This is a genomic window from Photobacterium sp. MCCC 1A19761 (assembly GCF_037389125.1).
Taxonomy (GTDB): domain Bacteria; phylum Pseudomonadota; class Gammaproteobacteria; order Enterobacterales; family Vibrionaceae; genus Photobacterium.
In genome coordinates this window covers 18011-33400 of sequence record NZ_JAZGTF010000045.1, presented here as the reverse complement: position 1 = coordinate 33400, position 15390 = coordinate 18011, and the positions used below count along the sequence as shown (strand labels likewise).

Here is a 15390-nt window from a genome sequence, read left to right as displayed (position 1 = left end):
TGACCGTCGACCTGCATCATCTTGGACAAAATTAGCTTGCTAAGATTGCCCATTCTCTGTACTATTCTGCCTCCGAATTCTCGGTTCTTTATTTTAGTTCCTTGCTTCTCCTGGATGACCGAGCCAATTAGAGAAGCTGATTAATCCGTAAGGAGCAACCCATGCGTCATTACGAAATCGTATTCATGGTGCACCCAGACCAAAGCGAGCAAGTTGCTGGCATGGTCGAGCGCTACACTGGTGCAATCAAAGATTCTGGTGGTCAGATTCACCGTCTGGAAGATTGGGGCCGTCGTCAACTGGCTTACCCAATCAACAAACTGCACAAAGCACACTACGTTCTGATGAACGTTGAAGCTGAGCAGTCTGTAATTGACGAGCTGGAGTCTAACTTCCGCTTCAACGATGCTGTGATCCGTAACATGATCATGCGCACTAAAGGCGCTATCACTGAGCCATCTCCAATGATGAAGGCTAAAGAAGAGCGTGCCCCACGTCGTGAAGAGCGTGCAGAAGCACAATCTGAAGGCGAAGCTGCAGCTGAGTAATTGTTAAATGACCAATCGTCTGGAGTTGGCCGGCGTTATCGCTAAAAACCCCAAACGAAGCCAGTCCCCTGCGGGCATTCCTCATTGTCACTTTGTGCTTGAGCATCGCTCGGTTCAGCGGGAAGCTGATTTACCTCGCCAGGTGTATTGCTACATCAACGTGGTGGTCAGTGGCCAAGGTCAACAAGCACTCACGCAAGATTTAGCTATCGGCAGCCACATTAAGGTAGCGGGATTTATCTCCTACCAAACCGGCCGGAACGGTATCGGGAAATTAGTGTTGCATGCCGATCACATTGAAAAAATTTAGTTCAGGAGATAAGCCCATGGCACGTTTCTTCCGTCGTCGTAAATTCTGCCGTTTCACTGCAGAAGGCGTACAAGAGATTGACTACAAAGACGTAGCAACTCTGAAAAACTACATCACTGAAGCTGGTAAAATCGTACCAAGCCGTATCACTGGTACTCGCGCTAAATACCAGCGCCAGCTAGCTCGCGCTATCAAGCGTTCTCGTTACCTAGCACTTCTGCCATACACTGACAAGCATCAGTAATTGGTAGCGGCTTCTATTACGTTTAAGAGGACAAGATAATGCAAGTTATTCTACTTGATAAAATCGGTAACCTGGGTGGCCTAGGCGATCAGGTTAACGTTAAAGCGGGCTTTGCACGTAACTTCCTTATCCCACAAGGTAAGGCTGTTATGGCAACTAAAGCTAACGTTGAGATGTTCGAAGCTCGTCGTGCTGAGCTGGAAGCTAAAGTTGCTGAGCAACTGACTGCTGCCCAAGCACGTGCTGAGAAATTGAACGCTCTGGAAGCAGTTGTTCTTGCTTCTAAAGCTGGTGATGAAGGTAAACTGTTCGGTTCTATCGGTACTCGTGACATCGCTGACGCAATCACTGCGGCAGGTGTTGAAGTAGCGAAGAGCGAAGTTCGCCTACCAGAAGGTGCACTGCGCACAACTGGCGAGTTCGAGATCAGCATCCAGCTGCACTCTGACGTGTTCGCTACAATCAACCTGAACGTTGTTGCAGAAGACTAATAACGTTTGGTGTTGAAACAGAAAACCAGCCTTCGGGCTGGTTTTTTGCTATCTGGGGATTGGTTGTCGCAGTCAAACGGGCAGAAGAGCTGAGAGCGCTTCGGTGAACGTGCGCTTGAAACTTGAAACTTGAGTGCAGGATTAGCGGACGGGATCGAACCGGAACAGCAGGTTGATGGTCATGATGGAATCTCGTTTATCCAGCCCATCCGGGACCCAGCTGTTGAGCTTCTGGGTATTGCTCAGCTTAATGGCGATATGTTCCGAGATTGCACTGGTCAGGTTCAGTTCTGCTTCCAGGGTGCTGTTGCTGTTGCCGGCAATGGTGGTGACTCGCCCTTCGACTTCCACGGTCTTGGAAGGTTTCCAGATAAACTTGGTATTGCCCCGCAGGATCAGCTCGTTGACCGTCATCGGCACGATAATATCGTCATCATCGATCTCGTCGATATTCGGCTCCTGGTGGCGATAGCCCGGACCGGCTTCCACTTCCATCTGAAAGGTTTCCAGCCGCAGCAACTGATAACCCAGACCGGTTGAAAAGGTAAAGTCGCTGAAGTATGGCCCGTAGCGATCATCGATGTAGCTGACGTTCCCCAGCACGTAGGTACTGTCATTGATCTTCATGTCGCTTTGCAGCTCAAGCTGGCCTTTGCGCTTGTCTTCCTCGCCGTCCTTCTCGGCCAGTAGATACTTGGCCTCGGTGGTATGCCGGTACTCGTTTTTGACATAGGTGAGTCCGACGCGGGCGTTGAGCGATTCGGAATCCGAGTTCCCGCCCAGGGCCTGGTAACCCAGCTCCAGCTCGCTTGCCCAGGGAGATCGTGGTCGCTTGGGTTGATCCTCATCGTTGGCATAAGCAGTCGCATTGGCAAGCAGCAATAAGGTCAGTAGATATCTTGCCAAGGATCCTCCGGCGGTTGCTCATGTTCATCGGGTGGAAAGCAAGCCGCAGAGTGTAGCCGAGAAATGTCAGCGTTTCGTCAAGAAATGTGAGGAATCTCGCGCTGGGGGAAGGATGCAGGGCATAATCAATGACAGGAGTGGGGCGACTTTGATCGATGTTTTTCCCATGATATTGATACATTGCGCCCGCATGAAAAGGTATAATGCCCGGTCTGGTTCCCGGTAAGCACGCAAATCCTATGGCAGAAAACAGTAAACCGTATAAACCGAAAGATTCGAAGATGGACGCCATCAAGATGCCGCCCCACTCGCTGGAGGCAGAGCAGTCCGTTCTTGGCGGCCTGATGCTGGACAATGAAAAGTGGGATACGGTCGCGGAAAAGGTCGTTGCCAAAGACTTCTACAGTCGGCCGCACCGGCTGATTTTTGAAAGTGCCGCGATGCTGCTCGAAAGCGGCCAGCCACTGGATTTGATCACTCTGTCGGAGCATCTGGAGCGGGGAGATCAGCTGGAAGATGTCGGCGGCTTTGCGTATCTGGCAGAGCTGGCCAAAAACACCCCTTCGGCGGCGAACATTTCAGCGTATGCAGATATCGTCCGGGAGCGGGCGCTGATCCGCGACATGATCGGCGTGGCTAACGAAATTGCCGATGCCGGTTACGATCCGCAGGGGCGTACCAGTGAAGATCTGCTTGATATGGCCGAGAGTAAGGTCTTTGCCATTGCCGAGCAGCGCACCTCTGAAAATGAAGGTCCCCAGAACGTCGACAGTGTGCTGGAGAAAACCCTGGAGCGGATCGAGCTGCTCTATCAGTCGCCGCAGGACGGGGTGACCGGGGTGTCGACCGGGTTTACCGATCTCAACAAGAAAACCGCCGGTTTGCAGGGCTCAGACTTGATCATCGTGGCGGCCCGTCCGTCGATGGGTAAAACCACCTTTGCGATGAACCTGTGTGAAAACGCCGCGATGGAGCAGGAAAAGCCGGTGCTGATCTTCTCGCTGGAGATGCCCGCAGAGCAGATCATGATGCGTATGCTGGCCTCCCTGTCCCGGGTGGATCAGACCAAAATCCGGACCGGTCAGCTGGATGACGAAGACTGGGCCCGGATTTCATCGACTATGGGTATTCTGATGGAGAAGAAGAATATGTATATCGATGACAGCTCCGGTCTGACGCCGACCGAAGTGCGCTCCCGGGCGCGCCGGGTGGCGCGGGACCACGGTGGCCTGAGCATGATTATGGTCGACTACCTGCAGCTGATGCGCGTCCCTGGCTTGCAGGACAACCGGACCCTGGAAATTGCCGAGATCTCTCGCTCGCTGAAAGCCCTGGCCAAAGAGCTCAACGTGCCGGTGGTGGCGCTGTCGCAGCTGAACCGATCGTTGGAGCAGCGGGCGGATAAGCGGCCGGTCAACTCGGACTTGCGTGAATCCGGTGCGATCGAGCAGGATGCCGACTTGATCATGTTCATCTACCGGGATGAGGTTTACCACGAAGACAGTGCGCTCAAGGGCATTGCCGAAATCATCATCGGTAAGCAGCGGAATGGTCCCATCGGCTCTGTACGCTTGACCTTCCAGGGCCAGTTCTCCCGGTTTGATAACTACGCCGGCCCGGCCTTTGATGATGAATAACTTGTAAGTGACAGGACAATACATGAAAGCCGCGACCGCATATATCGATACCCAGGCACTGCGCCATAACGTCAGCCAACTGCGCAAGCAGGCACCGGCCAGTAAACTGCTGGCGATGGTCAAGGCCAATGGCTACGGCCACGGGTTACAGCAGGTCGCGACCAGCCTGCCGGATGTCGATGGCTTCGGTGTGGCACGGATTGAGGAAGCGTTGTCCCTGCGGGCCTGCGGGGTGGTGCAGCCTATTTTGCTGATGGAAGGGTTTTATGCCCCGGGTGATTTGCCGGTTCTGGTGACCAACAATATCCAGACCGTGGTCCATACCCCGGAGCAGCTCGAAGCGCTGGAGCTGGCGAGCCTGGAGGCACCGGTCAAGGTTTGGCTGAAGATTGACAGCGGCATGCACCGGCTCGGGGTGCGCCCGGAAGAATTTCACGAGTTTGTCGAACGGCTCCATGCTTGCCCGAACGTCGCGAAGCCGCTGCGTTACATGAGCCACTTTGCCTGTGCCGATGAGCTGGAAAATCCGGTGACGGAGTCGCAAATCCAGACTTTTATGGCCCTCACGGAGGGGTGTCGCGGTGAACGCTCCCTGGCAAACTCCGCCGGGATCCTGGCCTGGCGTCACAGCCATCTCGACTGGATCCGTCCCGGGATCATCATGTTCGGGATTTCGCCGTTTGCAGACGAAAGTCATTCGGCCCAGGCGTTTGGCATGAAGCCGGTGATGACCCTGGCTTCAAGCGTGATTGCGGTGCGCCAGGTGAAACAAGGCGAGCAGGTCGGCTATGGTGGCACCTGGACCAGTGAGCGGGATACCAAAATCGGGGTGGTCGCCATCGGCTACGGTGACGGCTATCCGCGTTCGGCGCCCAATGGCACGCCGGTGCTGATTAACGGCCGCTGGGTACCGATTGCCGGTCGGGTGTCGATGGATATGCTGACGGTCGATTTGGGACCGGAGGCTACCGATCAGGTCGGTGATGAAGCCATTTTATGGGGACGTGGCTTGCCGGCGGAGGTGGTGGCCGAGCATGTCGGAACCATCGCTTATGAGCTGGTGACCAAGCTGACTTCCCGGGTGGCCATGGCCTACAGCTAAGTGGCCAAGGACTGCTTCGGCATAACAAGGCGAGCTCAGGCTCGCCTTGTTGGTTTTGGTTTGGTCATCAGGCAGTGCCGGTAGAATCACCGCCTGTTTCATCAAAGCATGATTTTATCAAAGCATTGAAATGCATGGCTTCAGAAATACACGGCTTCAGAATCCGCGCAGCTGGATCCGGCGCAGAAACTCGGTCATGACCCGGTCATAGAGCAGATCGCCGAGAAACGCATCTTCCACATGGTGATCAATACTCGGATTGTCATTGACCTCAATCACCCGCACCTGGCCATCCACTTCCTTCAAGTCCACCCCATACAGGCCGCTGCCGATCTGGTTGGCAGCCTTCAGCGCGGTATCGATCACGGCTTTGGGCACCTGCTTGAGATCCAGGGTTTCAAACCCACCGGAGCTGACCCGTCCGCTTTGATGATGCTGGTAGATCTGCCAATGGCCGCGGCTCATGTAATATTTACAGGCAAAGAGCGGCTGGCGGTTGAGGATCCCGATCCGCCAGTCGTAATCGGTCGGCAGGAACTCCTGAGCCAGGATCAGCGTGCTGCGGGCAAACAGGTTCTCCATCTGGGTCAGCAACTGCTCGCGATGACTGACCTTGACCACCCCGACCGAAAACGCCCCGTCCGGAACTTTCAGCACCATGGGGTAGCAGATCTCGGCTTCGGCCAGGGCCAGCCAGTGTGGGTCGAACCGCTTCAACACCACGCTCTTGGGCGCCGGAATATGGTGCAGGTGCAGCAACTCGGTCAGAAAAACCTTGTTGGTACATTTCATGATGGACTCCGGATCGTCCATCACCACCAGGCCCAGCTTCTCTGCGGTTTTGGCAAACCGGTAGGTGAAGTTATCAATATTCGTCGTTGCCCGGATAAACAAGCCGTCAAATTCCCCCAACCGGGACAGATCGTCCGGGGTGATGGTTTGCAGGCGCATGCCCAGCCGTTTGGCCGCTTTCTTGAACTGGTGCAGGGCCGGGCCGTCGGAAGGCGGCATCTTCTCGTTCGGATCGACCAGCAGCGCCAGATCATATCGGGCGTTCTTACTGGGCTTGGGAGAGCGCCAGACCTTGTTGGAGAATCGCTCCAGGGCATCGGCAAACTGATCCTGCTCCGGATCAGTCAGGTCCTGGAACGGAAACGGGGTGATTTGCTCGACTTGCCAGTGCGTTTCCGTCCGGCGAATACTCACCTTCATCACCGGCATCATAAAGTGCTCGAACAGCCGACGGGCAATTTTGGCAAATCCCGGCACCGCTGACCGGCCGAAATAGATTTTTTCTTCCAGGAGCGCTCCGACGGGCAGTTGCTGATCGGCAAAGGCTTTTTCCAGCTGATCGGAGGGCACCGACAGCAGGAAGGGCTGGGACAGATCGGTAATCGTCATCATCCGGGGGATCACCCGGTGCCCCCGGGCCTCAGCCATCAGCGAGCAATAATAGCCGCTGCTCAGATAGTCGTAATCCCGGCACAGGTTGATGATTTGGGTTGCCTTCTGATCGCAAAATGCGCCCTGCTGTAAATAGGCGTCGACCGTGACTACCCTGTCTGAGGGAAAATACTGCCGCCAGTCACTGTCGTTGTCGGTAATGATGAGAACTTTCGTCATCGCGAAGCTTACCTCTAGCCTTGCGGCTAAATTTGGGATTAAATCGAGTCAGTCCACTAGAGGCGATTCCGTCCATGAAAGTCCGTACTGCGCAGCTTAATGATCTCGATAGCTTAAATACTCTGGAGGCTCAGCTTTTCGACGGGGATCGGATTTCGCCCCGTCAGATGCGGCGGTTTATCAAATCGCCTCAGAGTGTCTTGTTTCTCGCGGAAGAAGAAGGCCGAACCGCCGGCTATGGGCTGGTGTTGTTTCACCGGGGAACCCAGTTGGCGCGTTTGTACTCCCTTGCCGTCGATCCCGATTTTCGAGGCCGGCGTCTGGCCCAGCAGCTCTTGGCTGCCTGTGAAACGGCGGCCCTGGAAAATGGTTTCAATACATTAAGGCTGGAAGTGCGTCATGACAATCTTCCTGCGCGAAATCTTTATGAAAAATGCGGTTACTCACCATTAAAAGTCTTAATCCATTATTACGATGATCTGGCCGACGGCATCCGAATGCAAAAGCGTCTGACCCCCGTCGAGTCAAAGTGGCTGTTACCGTTGCCCTTGTATGTGCAGACGACGCCGTTTACTTGCGGTCCGGCCTGTCTGATGATGAGTCTGGCTTATCTGCAGCCGGGTTATCAGCCAAGCCGTCAGCTGGAGATGCAGCTGTGGCGGGAGGCCACGACGATTTTTATGGCTTCCGGCCATGGTGGGTGTAGCGGGCATGGTCTGGCGCTGGCGGCAAACCGGCGGGGCTGCCGGGTGGAGCTGTGGGCACAGTCGCAGTCCACGCCGTTTATAGACAGTGTCAGGGATCCGAAGAAAAAAGAGATCATCGAGCTGGTCCATCTGGATTTTTGTCAGCAGCTTGATGACGCAGGCGTGGCGGTGGTGGAAGCGATGCCGTCGGTGCCCCAGATTGAAGCCTGGCTGCGGCAGGGCTGTTGCCTGCTGATGTTGATCAGTACCTACCGGTTTAACGGCTGCAAGGAGCCGCACTGGATTTTGCTCACCGGCGTCAGTGAGCAGTTCTTTTTCTTCCATGACCCTTTTGCTGAAGATCGGGCGGACAGCGGCCACCGGGCCCATGTCCCGTTGACCAAAGCCGGACTGAGTCAGGTGCTGGGTTTCGGGCGGCAGAAACAGACCGCCTGCGTGGTGCTCCGGCCCGACACGTTGACCATCACGCCCCCTGAAGGGTGATCACAACCCGGCGGCTGCCGCCCTGGTCGCGGTGTTCGCCGAGGTAAATTCCCTGCCAGGTGCCTAAAGCCAGGCGGCCATTTTGGATCGGAATCGAGACGCTGCACCCCAGGGTTGAGGTTTTGATATGGGCCGGCATGTCATCATCGCCTTCGTACGTATGGCGGTAATAAGGGGCTCGCTCCGGTACGGCCCGGTTGAAATGGGCCTCCATATCACTGCGCACGGTCGGATCGGCGTTTTCGTTGATCGTCAGGCTGGCGGACGTGTGCTGGATAAAGCAGTGGGCCAGGCCGACCTGAAAGTCCTGGATTTCCGGAATTTGTTGTTCAATTTCATCGGTGATGAGATGAAAGCCCCGGCGCTTGGCGGAAAGTTGAATTGTTTTCTGAAACCACATAGTCTTTGCCTTATTGTCACCATCTGACTGTAATCTTAGATGATTACGGTACTCATCCGCTGCTTTTCCGTCTATGATTTATGCTTGGTTTTCGTGACCTGACTCAATGAAGGCAGGGGTCGGTTCACGCCATAATTTGTCATAAGTCGTAAAATTACAAAAATATAGCCAGCCGGACAGGGTGGGCTACACTTGACAACATTTACACACATCAGGGATCCACGGCTTGGATGAGACTGACTAGGCCCATGGATTGAAATGAAATTATCAGGAACTTCATCATGTTGAAAAACATTAACCCAACGCACACCCAAGCATGGCAAGCGCTGACGGCACACTTTGAAGAGGCCCAGGATCTGCAACTGAGCGAGCTGTTTGCCCAGGACAGCGAACGCTTTGCTAAATTCTCCGCACAATTCGGCTCAGATATTTTGTTGGATTACTCCAAAAACCTGATCACCGAAGAGACGATGGCTAAGTTGTTGGCTCTGGCTGAGCAAACGGAAGTGAAAGCGGCGATTGCCGACCTGTTCGGCGGCGAGAAGATTAACCGCACCGAAGATCGCGCGGTCCTGCACACGGCGCTGCGTAACCGCAGCAATACCCCGGTGATGGTGGACGGCGAAGATGTGATGCCGAAAGTCAATGCGGTACTGGAGAAGATGAAGGGCTTCACGACGCGCATCGTGGACGGTGAGTGGAAAGGGTACACCGGCAAGGAAATTACCGATGTGGTGAATATCGGGATCGGCGGGTCGGATCTGGGACCTTATATGGTGACCGAAGCGCTGATGCCGTACAAAACCCGCCTGAACATGCATTTCGTCTCCAATGTCGACGGCACCCATATTGCAGAAACACTGAAGTCGCTGAACCCGGAAACCACCCTGTTCCTGATTGCATCGAAAACTTTCACCACCCAGGAAACCATGACCAACGCCCATTCTGCGCGTGACTGGTTCCTGGCGACGGCCGAAGAGCAAGGCCATGTTGCCAAACACTTCGCGGCCCTGTCGACCAATGCCGAGGCCGTAGCGGCGTTTGGCATTGATACCGAGAACATGTTTGAGTTCTGGGACTGGGTCGGCGGCCGTTACTCACTGTGGTCGGCGATTGGCCTGTCGATCAGCCTGGCAGTCGGTTTCGACAACTTTGTCGCTCTGCTGGAGGGCGCGCATGCCATGGATCAGCACTTTGCCGAAGCCCCGCTGGCGGAAAACCTGCCGGTGATCCTGGCGCTGATTGGCCTGTGGTACAACAACTTCCACGGCGCGGAATCTGAAGCTATCCTGCCGTATGATCAGTACCTGCACCGCTTCGCGGCCTATTTCCAGCAAGGCAATATGGAATCGAACGGGAAGTACGTCGATCGCGGCGGCAATCCGATTGATTACCAAACTGGCCCGATCATCTGGGGTGAGCCGGGTACCAACGGTCAGCATGCCTTCTATCAGCTGATCCACCAGGGCACCAAACTGATCCCGTGTGACTTTATTGCGCCGGCGCTCAGCCACAACCCGCTGAGCGATCACCATCCGAAGCTGATGGCCAACTTCTTTGCTCAGACGGAAGCGCTGGCGTTCGGTAAGACCCAAGCTCAGGTTGAAGCGGAATTCCTGGCGGCCGGTAAGTCACTGGATGAAGTGAAGGAACTGGTACCATTCAAGGTCTTTGAAGGGAACCGTCCGACCAACTCGATCCTGGTGAAACAAGTCACGCCGGCTGTGCTGGGCGCGTTGATTGCCATGTACGAGCATAAGATCTTCACCCAAGGGGTCATCTGGAACATCTTCAGCTTTGATCAGTGGGGGGTTGAGCTGGGTAAACAACTGGCTAATAACATTCTGCCGGAGCTGACCAATGAGGCGGCGATCAGCAGCCACGACAGTTCTACCAACGGGCTGATCAACGCTTTCAAACAGTGGCGTAGCTAAGGCCTTCATCATTGTATGAAAAAACGCCGCAAATTGCGGCGTTTTTCTTATGAGTCTGTTTCAGCAGTATTAAGATAGTGCGACCACTTCGCTTGCTTGCGGACCCTTCTGACCATCAGTCACGATAAACTCAACACTTTGGCCTTCTCTCAGCGTGCGGCGACCCTGAGCCTGAATGGCGCTGAAGTGGACGAAAACATCCTTACCATCTGCACCAGAAATAAAACCAAAGCCTTTTTCATCGTTAAACCATTTAACGGTTCCAGTCAGTTTGCTCATGTTACGATCTTTCCTTTGAATGAGGGTATTTCCTTGCGAGGCCGGAGCGGCCCGCAAACTTACGCGCTGAAAAACAGGGCCATAGGAGCGTGAATGCTTATTCAGCATAGTTCAGTCTAGACCGGATTCTGGAGAGTGGGTAGTTTTTTGTCCGGGATTTAAGAGGACTTCACATAAAATTCAAAGTGATAGTCAGCATGATTGCTGGCGGGGAGATCGCCAGCCAGAACGTGCTGGCTGGTGCGATAAAGTGCGTGTTGCGCGGCTTAACCGTCGAAGCAAATCTCGATGAAGGCTTTGCCGTACTCAGAGTCGAACGGCATGATGATGATCGCGCCATCACACTTGTGGGTGATGGTGTGGCCGCGGCCGGAAACCACCGCCGGTGTTGCCATTTCAAACTCATAGCCTTTGTCGGACAGGATTCGCTTGGCGCCACCGGTCACCATATTGGTGATTTCACCGACCATATCAGTCACTTCTTCGTTAATAGCGTTGGGGCGCTCGCCCAACATACGTTGCATGATCTCAAGCGCCAGCCGTTCATCAAAAGTGATCGACATTGAGCCTTTAGTTTTTGGACCCACCATCCCGATCAGACCGGAAACGTCACCGCGTGCAACTTCGTCTTTCTTCAGTCGTGGCTTTTGCGGAGCAAGCTCCATCGAGGCCATCGTCTTAAGCACATTCAGCAGTGAAGCTAGAAAAGGGTTTACAAATTCTGCGCGCATAATCTCATAATGACTGTATTAGTAAGTGGTAAGGTTACTGCTTGCTGCTTTGGCATTGCTGACAAATGCCATGGCTCTCCACAACATGGTTGGAGATCTGAAAACCATGTTTTTCTGCCTTCTGGCGCAGCAATTTCGCCAGCTCATCGTCATGACATTCTTCGACGGTCCCACACTCATCACAGATCAGCAGCTGAGAGCAGTGATCTGCATGACCGAGCACGCAACAGGCAATATAACTGTTGGTTGACTCGACTTTATGTACAAATCCTTGCGCGAGGAGAAAGTCGAGGGCCCGGTAGACCGTCGGCGGTTTGGCCTGCGGCTCGCTCTCGCGCAGCAGATCCAGCAACTCATAAGCGCTGATGGAACTGTGGTGTTCAATGATGAGCTCAAGGACCTTCAGTCTTTGAGGGGTTAGCCTAACGCCTCGTTCTTCGCAAATCTGTTGCGCTTTGGTCAGCAATTGCGTGTGATTCGCCATATAACCTCAAAAAACAGCGATAAGTCCAATAGTTTATCATAGCATTCGGGAAACGTATCTCTGTTCCTCGGGATCGAACAAAATCAGCCGAAAAAACCGTGTCATAGATCACGCCGGTTTGCTTCCGGGCTGACTGGCGAACGGGGAATTATGTTCACCTTTCGATGAGTATGGCAGCAAAAAGCTGCGCCATTCAATTCCTATCCGATAAGCCAGATTATAACTCTATGATTCATAAGTGAAGAGCGGCTTGTGCAGCTTTTGGAGCATCATAACCCAAAAGCTAAAAGAGCTGTACATCTTGGCGAGGACTGTTTCTTTTATTCTTTTAAATCATTGTTTTATGTTTAATTATAATTGTCTCGTGATGTTCTATTCGCATAGGGTCTCTTTTGAACGATAGGTGGGTTTGACAACCGATCTTCGTACAGCTTTTTGCTGAATGAGCGGGAAAAAGGTTTCAATGTTTGGTTTGATATTTTGGCTTGGTTTTAACTGGTTGATATTTTGATGTTTTATCAGATGTACAGCTTTTTGGGTTATTGGTGGTCAAAAGCTATTATTGCTGTACATGAGTGAAAGAAAATTGATATTTTTCATTTAAAAACAGTGCATTGCTATTTATTTTGTTTGGCCTGTAATGTTCTTTTTGCTGGGGGCGCTTTCTGTCTGGGAGTGAATCCGGGGGCGTGAGAGTTGGGCTGACCGCCGGAATGCGATAGAATCCACTCTCTTTTCATTCACACCGGTGTTTCGGACCGGGTGAAGGTCGCTGCCGGGTGTGCTCTCCGGGCTGGGTAGCGGGATTGCAACACGGAGGCGCGGGTTACAACGAGGCTTTTCGATGTCAGAGAATGCTGTGGTCGAGCACGACAAGATACAAACTGAATCAACCCCCAATGCGGACATTCCCGCTTGCCGCTTTTCCGTGGCACCGATGCTCGATTGGACGGATCGGCATTGCCGCTATTTTCATCGTCAATTGAGTGAGCATGCCCAGTTGTATACGGAGATGGTCACGACCGGGGCAATTATTCACGGGAAGGCGGATTACCTGGCATATAACGAAGAAGAGCATCCGTTGGTCCTGCAACTCGGCGGTTCGAATCCGGCGGATCTGGCCCAGTGCGCTAAGCTGGCCCAGGAGCGCGGCTACGATGAAGTGAACCTCAACGTGGGCTGTCCGTCAGATCGGGTGCAGAACGGTCGTTTCGGTGCTTGCCTGATGGGCGAAGCTGAGCTGGTGGCTCAGTGCGTTGCTGCCATGCGGGAAGTGGTGGATATTCCGGTTTCGGTGAAGACGCGGATCGGGATTGATGAGCAGGATTCCTACCCGTTCTTGACCGACTTTATCGGTACGGTCAGTGAGAAAGGCGGCTGTCGCGACTTTACCATCCATGCCCGCAAAGCGTGGCTGAGTGGCTTGAGCCCGAAAGAGAACCGTGAGATCCCGCCGTTGGATTACCCGCGCGTGTATCAGCTGAAGCAGGATTTCCCGCATCTGACCATGGCGGTGAACGGCGGGGTCAAAACCTTTGAAGAGATGGCGGAGCATTTGGTACACCTGGACGGGGTGATGGTGGGGCGTGAAGCTTATCAGAATCCTTACCTGCTGGCGGAAGTGGATCAGCGACTGTTCGGCAGCGCTCAGCCGGTGAAAAAACGCCGTGCCGTGGTTGAAGCCATGTTCCCTTATATTGAGCGCGAGTTGTCCAAGGGCGCCTATCTGAATCATATCTCCCGTCATATGCTGGGCCTGTTCCAGAACATGCCGGGTGCACGGCAGTGGCGCCGTCATATCAGTGAAAATGCGCACAAGCCGGGCTCGGGGATCGAAGTCCTGGAGCAGGCACTGGCGAAAATCCCGGCGCATTTGGATGTATAAGCACGGAGCCCTGAACGCGGACCCGCAGACATCTTGTGCCGCCAACATTGGTGTGTTTTACCACTGAGTTGGCGAAAGTCGCTAAATCTTGCCTGAGGCGTTGATCGGAAACGATCAGCGCCTTTTTATTTCCCCTATTAAATCAGTTGCTTGTATTTTGTTCTAAGTTGGCCTGGTTTGTGCTGTAGTACAGGAAGCAGATCAGGAGAGAGGACCTATCATGATTGAATTTCTGTTTTTAATTGCGTTTGCGTTTGTGCTGCTGTTTACCGGGGTCAGCCTGGTGGGGATGGCGCTCGCCGTATTTGTCGGTTTTGTGGTGATGGCCGTGGTCGGAATGCTGGGTGTGGTACTCAAGCTGCTGCCCTGGCTGGTGCTGATTGCCGTCGGTGTCTGGTTGTATCGTCGTCATCGCCCGGCGCAGTGTCGCCGGACGTATGAACACCGTCGTTATTAAGTGTATTCTGGAAGCAAGATCACCCGCTTCCGGGCCGAGTAAAATCATGCTTATTCATGATGGCAGGAAATGCGGTTTTCTTATACAGCATCTGGTATAGTCTGGCCGAACTTGAATATTCTAATAAAGAGCGGAGACTCGGAATAATGAATAAACTGACAACTTCGGCTGTCGCGGCAGCAGTGGCGCTGGCAGCAGCTGTGCCTGCGCAGGCAGCTGTGCTTTTGGGTGTGAAGGCAGGGGCGGACGCTTGGTTTACCAATGCGACCATTAACGACGTGAAGAGCAACGAAGACGAGACAAATTTCTCATATCATCTTGCTTTTGAGCATTTTGTACCGCTGGTACCGAATGCGCGTCTGCGGTATACCGATGTTGATGTGGGTGCGGTCTCTTTCGGCCAGACCGACTACACGGCGTACTACGAGTTCCTGGACAATGACCTGGTGTCACTTGATGCGGGGATCACCCTGACGAAGTTCAACGATGGTAAATTTGCAGGGGAAAGCTTCAGCGAATGGCATCCGAGCCTGTACGGTAATGCGGAAGTCGGCCTGCCGATGACGCCGGTCTCTGTCTTTGTTGATCTGAACATGGGCAACTATGACGGCACCAGTACGGTGGACGGTACTGCCGGGGTGAACTGGGCTCTGCCGCTGATTGCTGCCGACCTGAACCTGCGTGCGGGCTACCGGGTGATGGACTACGATCTGGATTTCATCAAGAGCTCAGCTGGTAAAGTGAAAATTGACGGCTGGTTTGCCGGGGTTGAACTGGACTTCTAAGTGATTGTTCTGCTCAGCTGAAGATAAAAGCCACGACGCCTCGTGGCTTTTTTGTTGCCTGTTTTCAGGTTTCTGTACCATTTTTAAAATGATACAACGCTAAGGAAACAGGCTATGACCATCACTGAATTACAGCAACTGTACGCGAATAAGGATATTGTGGAAGCGGTGATTGAGCCTTCCATTCAGGCGAATGGGTGGATCGTTGAGTTCCGTCATCGCCGCGGCGGTTTTGTCCCCTTGACCGACGGCTCCGGCAGCGAGAAATGCTACCACGATATCGACACCGCGACTGAGCGGGCGTTTGAGGTCGGGTTCCATCAGGTACGAATCGCCGATACGTTTTAAGCTGGCGGGGAAGCACAGCTCTTCCCCGTGGCTCCT

At 53.7% G+C, this 15390-nt stretch carries 18 protein-coding genes; 12 read left to right on the top strand and 6 right to left on the bottom strand.

The window, feature by feature from the left end; all coding sequences use genetic code 11:
• Positions 1 to 161: 161 nt before the first annotated feature.
• The 4 genes from rpsF to rplI are packed head-to-tail and all read left to right on the top strand — an operon-like array spanning position 162 to position 1593.
• Complete coding sequence (gene rpsF, locus VV869_RS23535) at positions 162 to 548, top strand: 30S ribosomal protein S6 (protein ID WP_261601114.1); 387 nt, start codon at positions 162 to 164, stop codon at positions 546 to 548.
• 7 nt (positions 549 to 555) lie between these two features.
• Positions 556 to 858 (top strand): primosomal replication protein N, encoded by a 303-nt coding sequence (gene priB / locus VV869_RS23530; protein ID WP_261601113.1) that lies wholly within the window; start codon positions 556 to 558, stop codon positions 856 to 858.
• 16 nt (positions 859 to 874) lie between these two features.
• Positions 875 to 1102, top strand: a complete 228-nt coding sequence (gene rpsR / locus VV869_RS23525; protein WP_002539422.1) for a 30S ribosomal protein S18 — start codon at positions 875 to 877, stop codon at positions 1100 to 1102.
• A 38-nt stretch (positions 1103 to 1140) separates the two neighbouring features.
• The gene (rplI, locus tag VV869_RS23520; protein WP_261601112.1) at positions 1141 to 1593 is read left to right on the top strand and encodes a 50S ribosomal protein L9; all 453 of its coding nucleotides are present in this window, start codon (positions 1141 to 1143) and stop codon (positions 1591 to 1593) included.
• A gap of 141 nt (positions 1594 to 1734) precedes the next feature.
• Here rplI and VV869_RS23515 read toward each other — a convergent pair whose 3' ends face one another.
• Complete coding sequence (locus VV869_RS23515) at positions 1735 to 2499, bottom strand: DUF481 domain-containing protein (protein WP_337737379.1); 765 nt, start codon at positions 2497 to 2499, stop codon at positions 1735 to 1737.
• Positions 2500 to 2738: 239 nt separating this feature from the next.
• Here VV869_RS23515 and VV869_RS23510 point away from each other — a divergent pair, with 239 nt between their 5' ends.
• Together VV869_RS23510 and alr are read left to right on the top strand one after the other, a co-directional pair.
• Entirely contained in the window at positions 2739 to 4136 is a 1398-nt protein-coding gene (locus VV869_RS23510; protein ID WP_337737377.1) for a replicative DNA helicase, read from the top strand.
• Between the two features lie 22 nt (positions 4137 to 4158).
• Positions 4159 to 5238, top strand: coding sequence for an alanine racemase (gene alr, locus VV869_RS23505; RefSeq protein ID WP_337737376.1), 1080 nt, complete (start codon positions 4159 to 4161; stop codon positions 5236 to 5238).
• Between the two features lie 156 nt (positions 5239 to 5394).
• Here alr and VV869_RS23500 read toward each other — a convergent pair whose 3' ends face one another.
• Positions 5395 to 6861 carry a RimK family protein gene (locus tag VV869_RS23500; protein WP_337737375.1) on the bottom strand — a complete coding sequence of 489 codons (1467 nt, stop codon included), beginning with the start codon at positions 6859 to 6861 and terminating at the stop codon, positions 5395 to 5397.
• Between the two features lie 74 nt (positions 6862 to 6935).
• Here VV869_RS23500 and VV869_RS23495 point away from each other — a divergent pair, with 74 nt between their 5' ends.
• A complete protein-coding gene (locus tag VV869_RS23495) occupies positions 6936 to 8051 on the top strand; it encodes a GNAT family N-acetyltransferase/peptidase C39 family protein (protein WP_337737374.1) in 1116 nt (371 codons plus the stop codon).
• On the opposite strand, the gene VV869_RS23490 is transcribed toward VV869_RS23495, so the two are convergent.
• Positions 8032 to 8451: a secondary thiamine-phosphate synthase enzyme YjbQ gene (locus tag VV869_RS23490; protein WP_337737373.1), complete on the bottom strand. Its 420-nt coding sequence runs from the start codon at positions 8449 to 8451 to the stop codon at positions 8032 to 8034. The genes VV869_RS23495 and VV869_RS23490 overlap by 20 nt on opposite strands.
• 281 nt (positions 8452 to 8732) lie before the next feature.
• Between VV869_RS23490 and pgi the strand changes: the two genes are divergently transcribed.
• Positions 8733 to 10385: a glucose-6-phosphate isomerase gene (pgi, locus tag VV869_RS23485; protein ID WP_337737371.1), complete on the top strand. Its 1653-nt coding sequence runs from the start codon at positions 8733 to 8735 to the stop codon at positions 10383 to 10385.
• 69 nt (positions 10386 to 10454) lie between these two features.
• On the opposite strand, the gene VV869_RS23480 is transcribed toward pgi, so the two are convergent.
• The 3 genes from VV869_RS23480 to zur form a co-directional block, all read right to left on the bottom strand.
• On the bottom strand, positions 10455 to 10664 hold the full coding sequence (locus tag VV869_RS23480; protein ID WP_261601104.1) for a cold-shock protein: 210 nt from the start codon (positions 10662 to 10664) through the stop codon (positions 10455 to 10457).
• Between the two features lie 266 nt (positions 10665 to 10930).
• Complete coding sequence (locus tag VV869_RS23475) at positions 10931 to 11395, bottom strand: chemotaxis protein CheX (protein ID WP_337737370.1); 465 nt, start codon at positions 11393 to 11395, stop codon at positions 10931 to 10933.
• Between the two features lie 34 nt (positions 11396 to 11429).
• Positions 11430 to 11879: a zinc uptake transcriptional repressor Zur gene (gene zur / locus VV869_RS23470; protein ID WP_337737369.1), complete on the bottom strand. Its 450-nt coding sequence runs from the start codon at positions 11877 to 11879 to the stop codon at positions 11430 to 11432.
• An 844-nt stretch (positions 11880 to 12723) separates the two neighbouring features.
• On the opposite strand from zur, the gene dusA reads away from it, so the two are divergent.
• From dusA to VV869_RS23450, 4 genes are all read left to right on the top strand, one after another.
• Positions 12724 to 13764, top strand: coding sequence for a tRNA dihydrouridine(20/20a) synthase DusA (gene dusA / locus VV869_RS23465; protein ID WP_337737368.1), 1041 nt, complete (start codon positions 12724 to 12726; stop codon positions 13762 to 13764).
• 220 nt (positions 13765 to 13984) lie between these two features.
• On the top strand, positions 13985 to 14221 hold the full coding sequence (pspG, locus tag VV869_RS23460) for an envelope stress response protein PspG (RefSeq protein ID WP_337737367.1): 237 nt from the start codon (positions 13985 to 13987) through the stop codon (positions 14219 to 14221).
• A gap of 146 nt (positions 14222 to 14367) precedes the next feature.
• Positions 14368 to 15006: a TIGR04219 family outer membrane beta-barrel protein gene (locus tag VV869_RS23455; protein ID WP_337737366.1), complete on the top strand. Its 639-nt coding sequence runs from the start codon at positions 14368 to 14370 to the stop codon at positions 15004 to 15006.
• Positions 15007 to 15120: 114 nt separating this feature from the next.
• Complete coding sequence (locus VV869_RS23450) at positions 15121 to 15354, top strand: thymidylate kinase (RefSeq protein ID WP_261601098.1); 234 nt, start codon at positions 15121 to 15123, stop codon at positions 15352 to 15354.
• Positions 15355 to 15390: the final 36 nt, after the last annotated feature.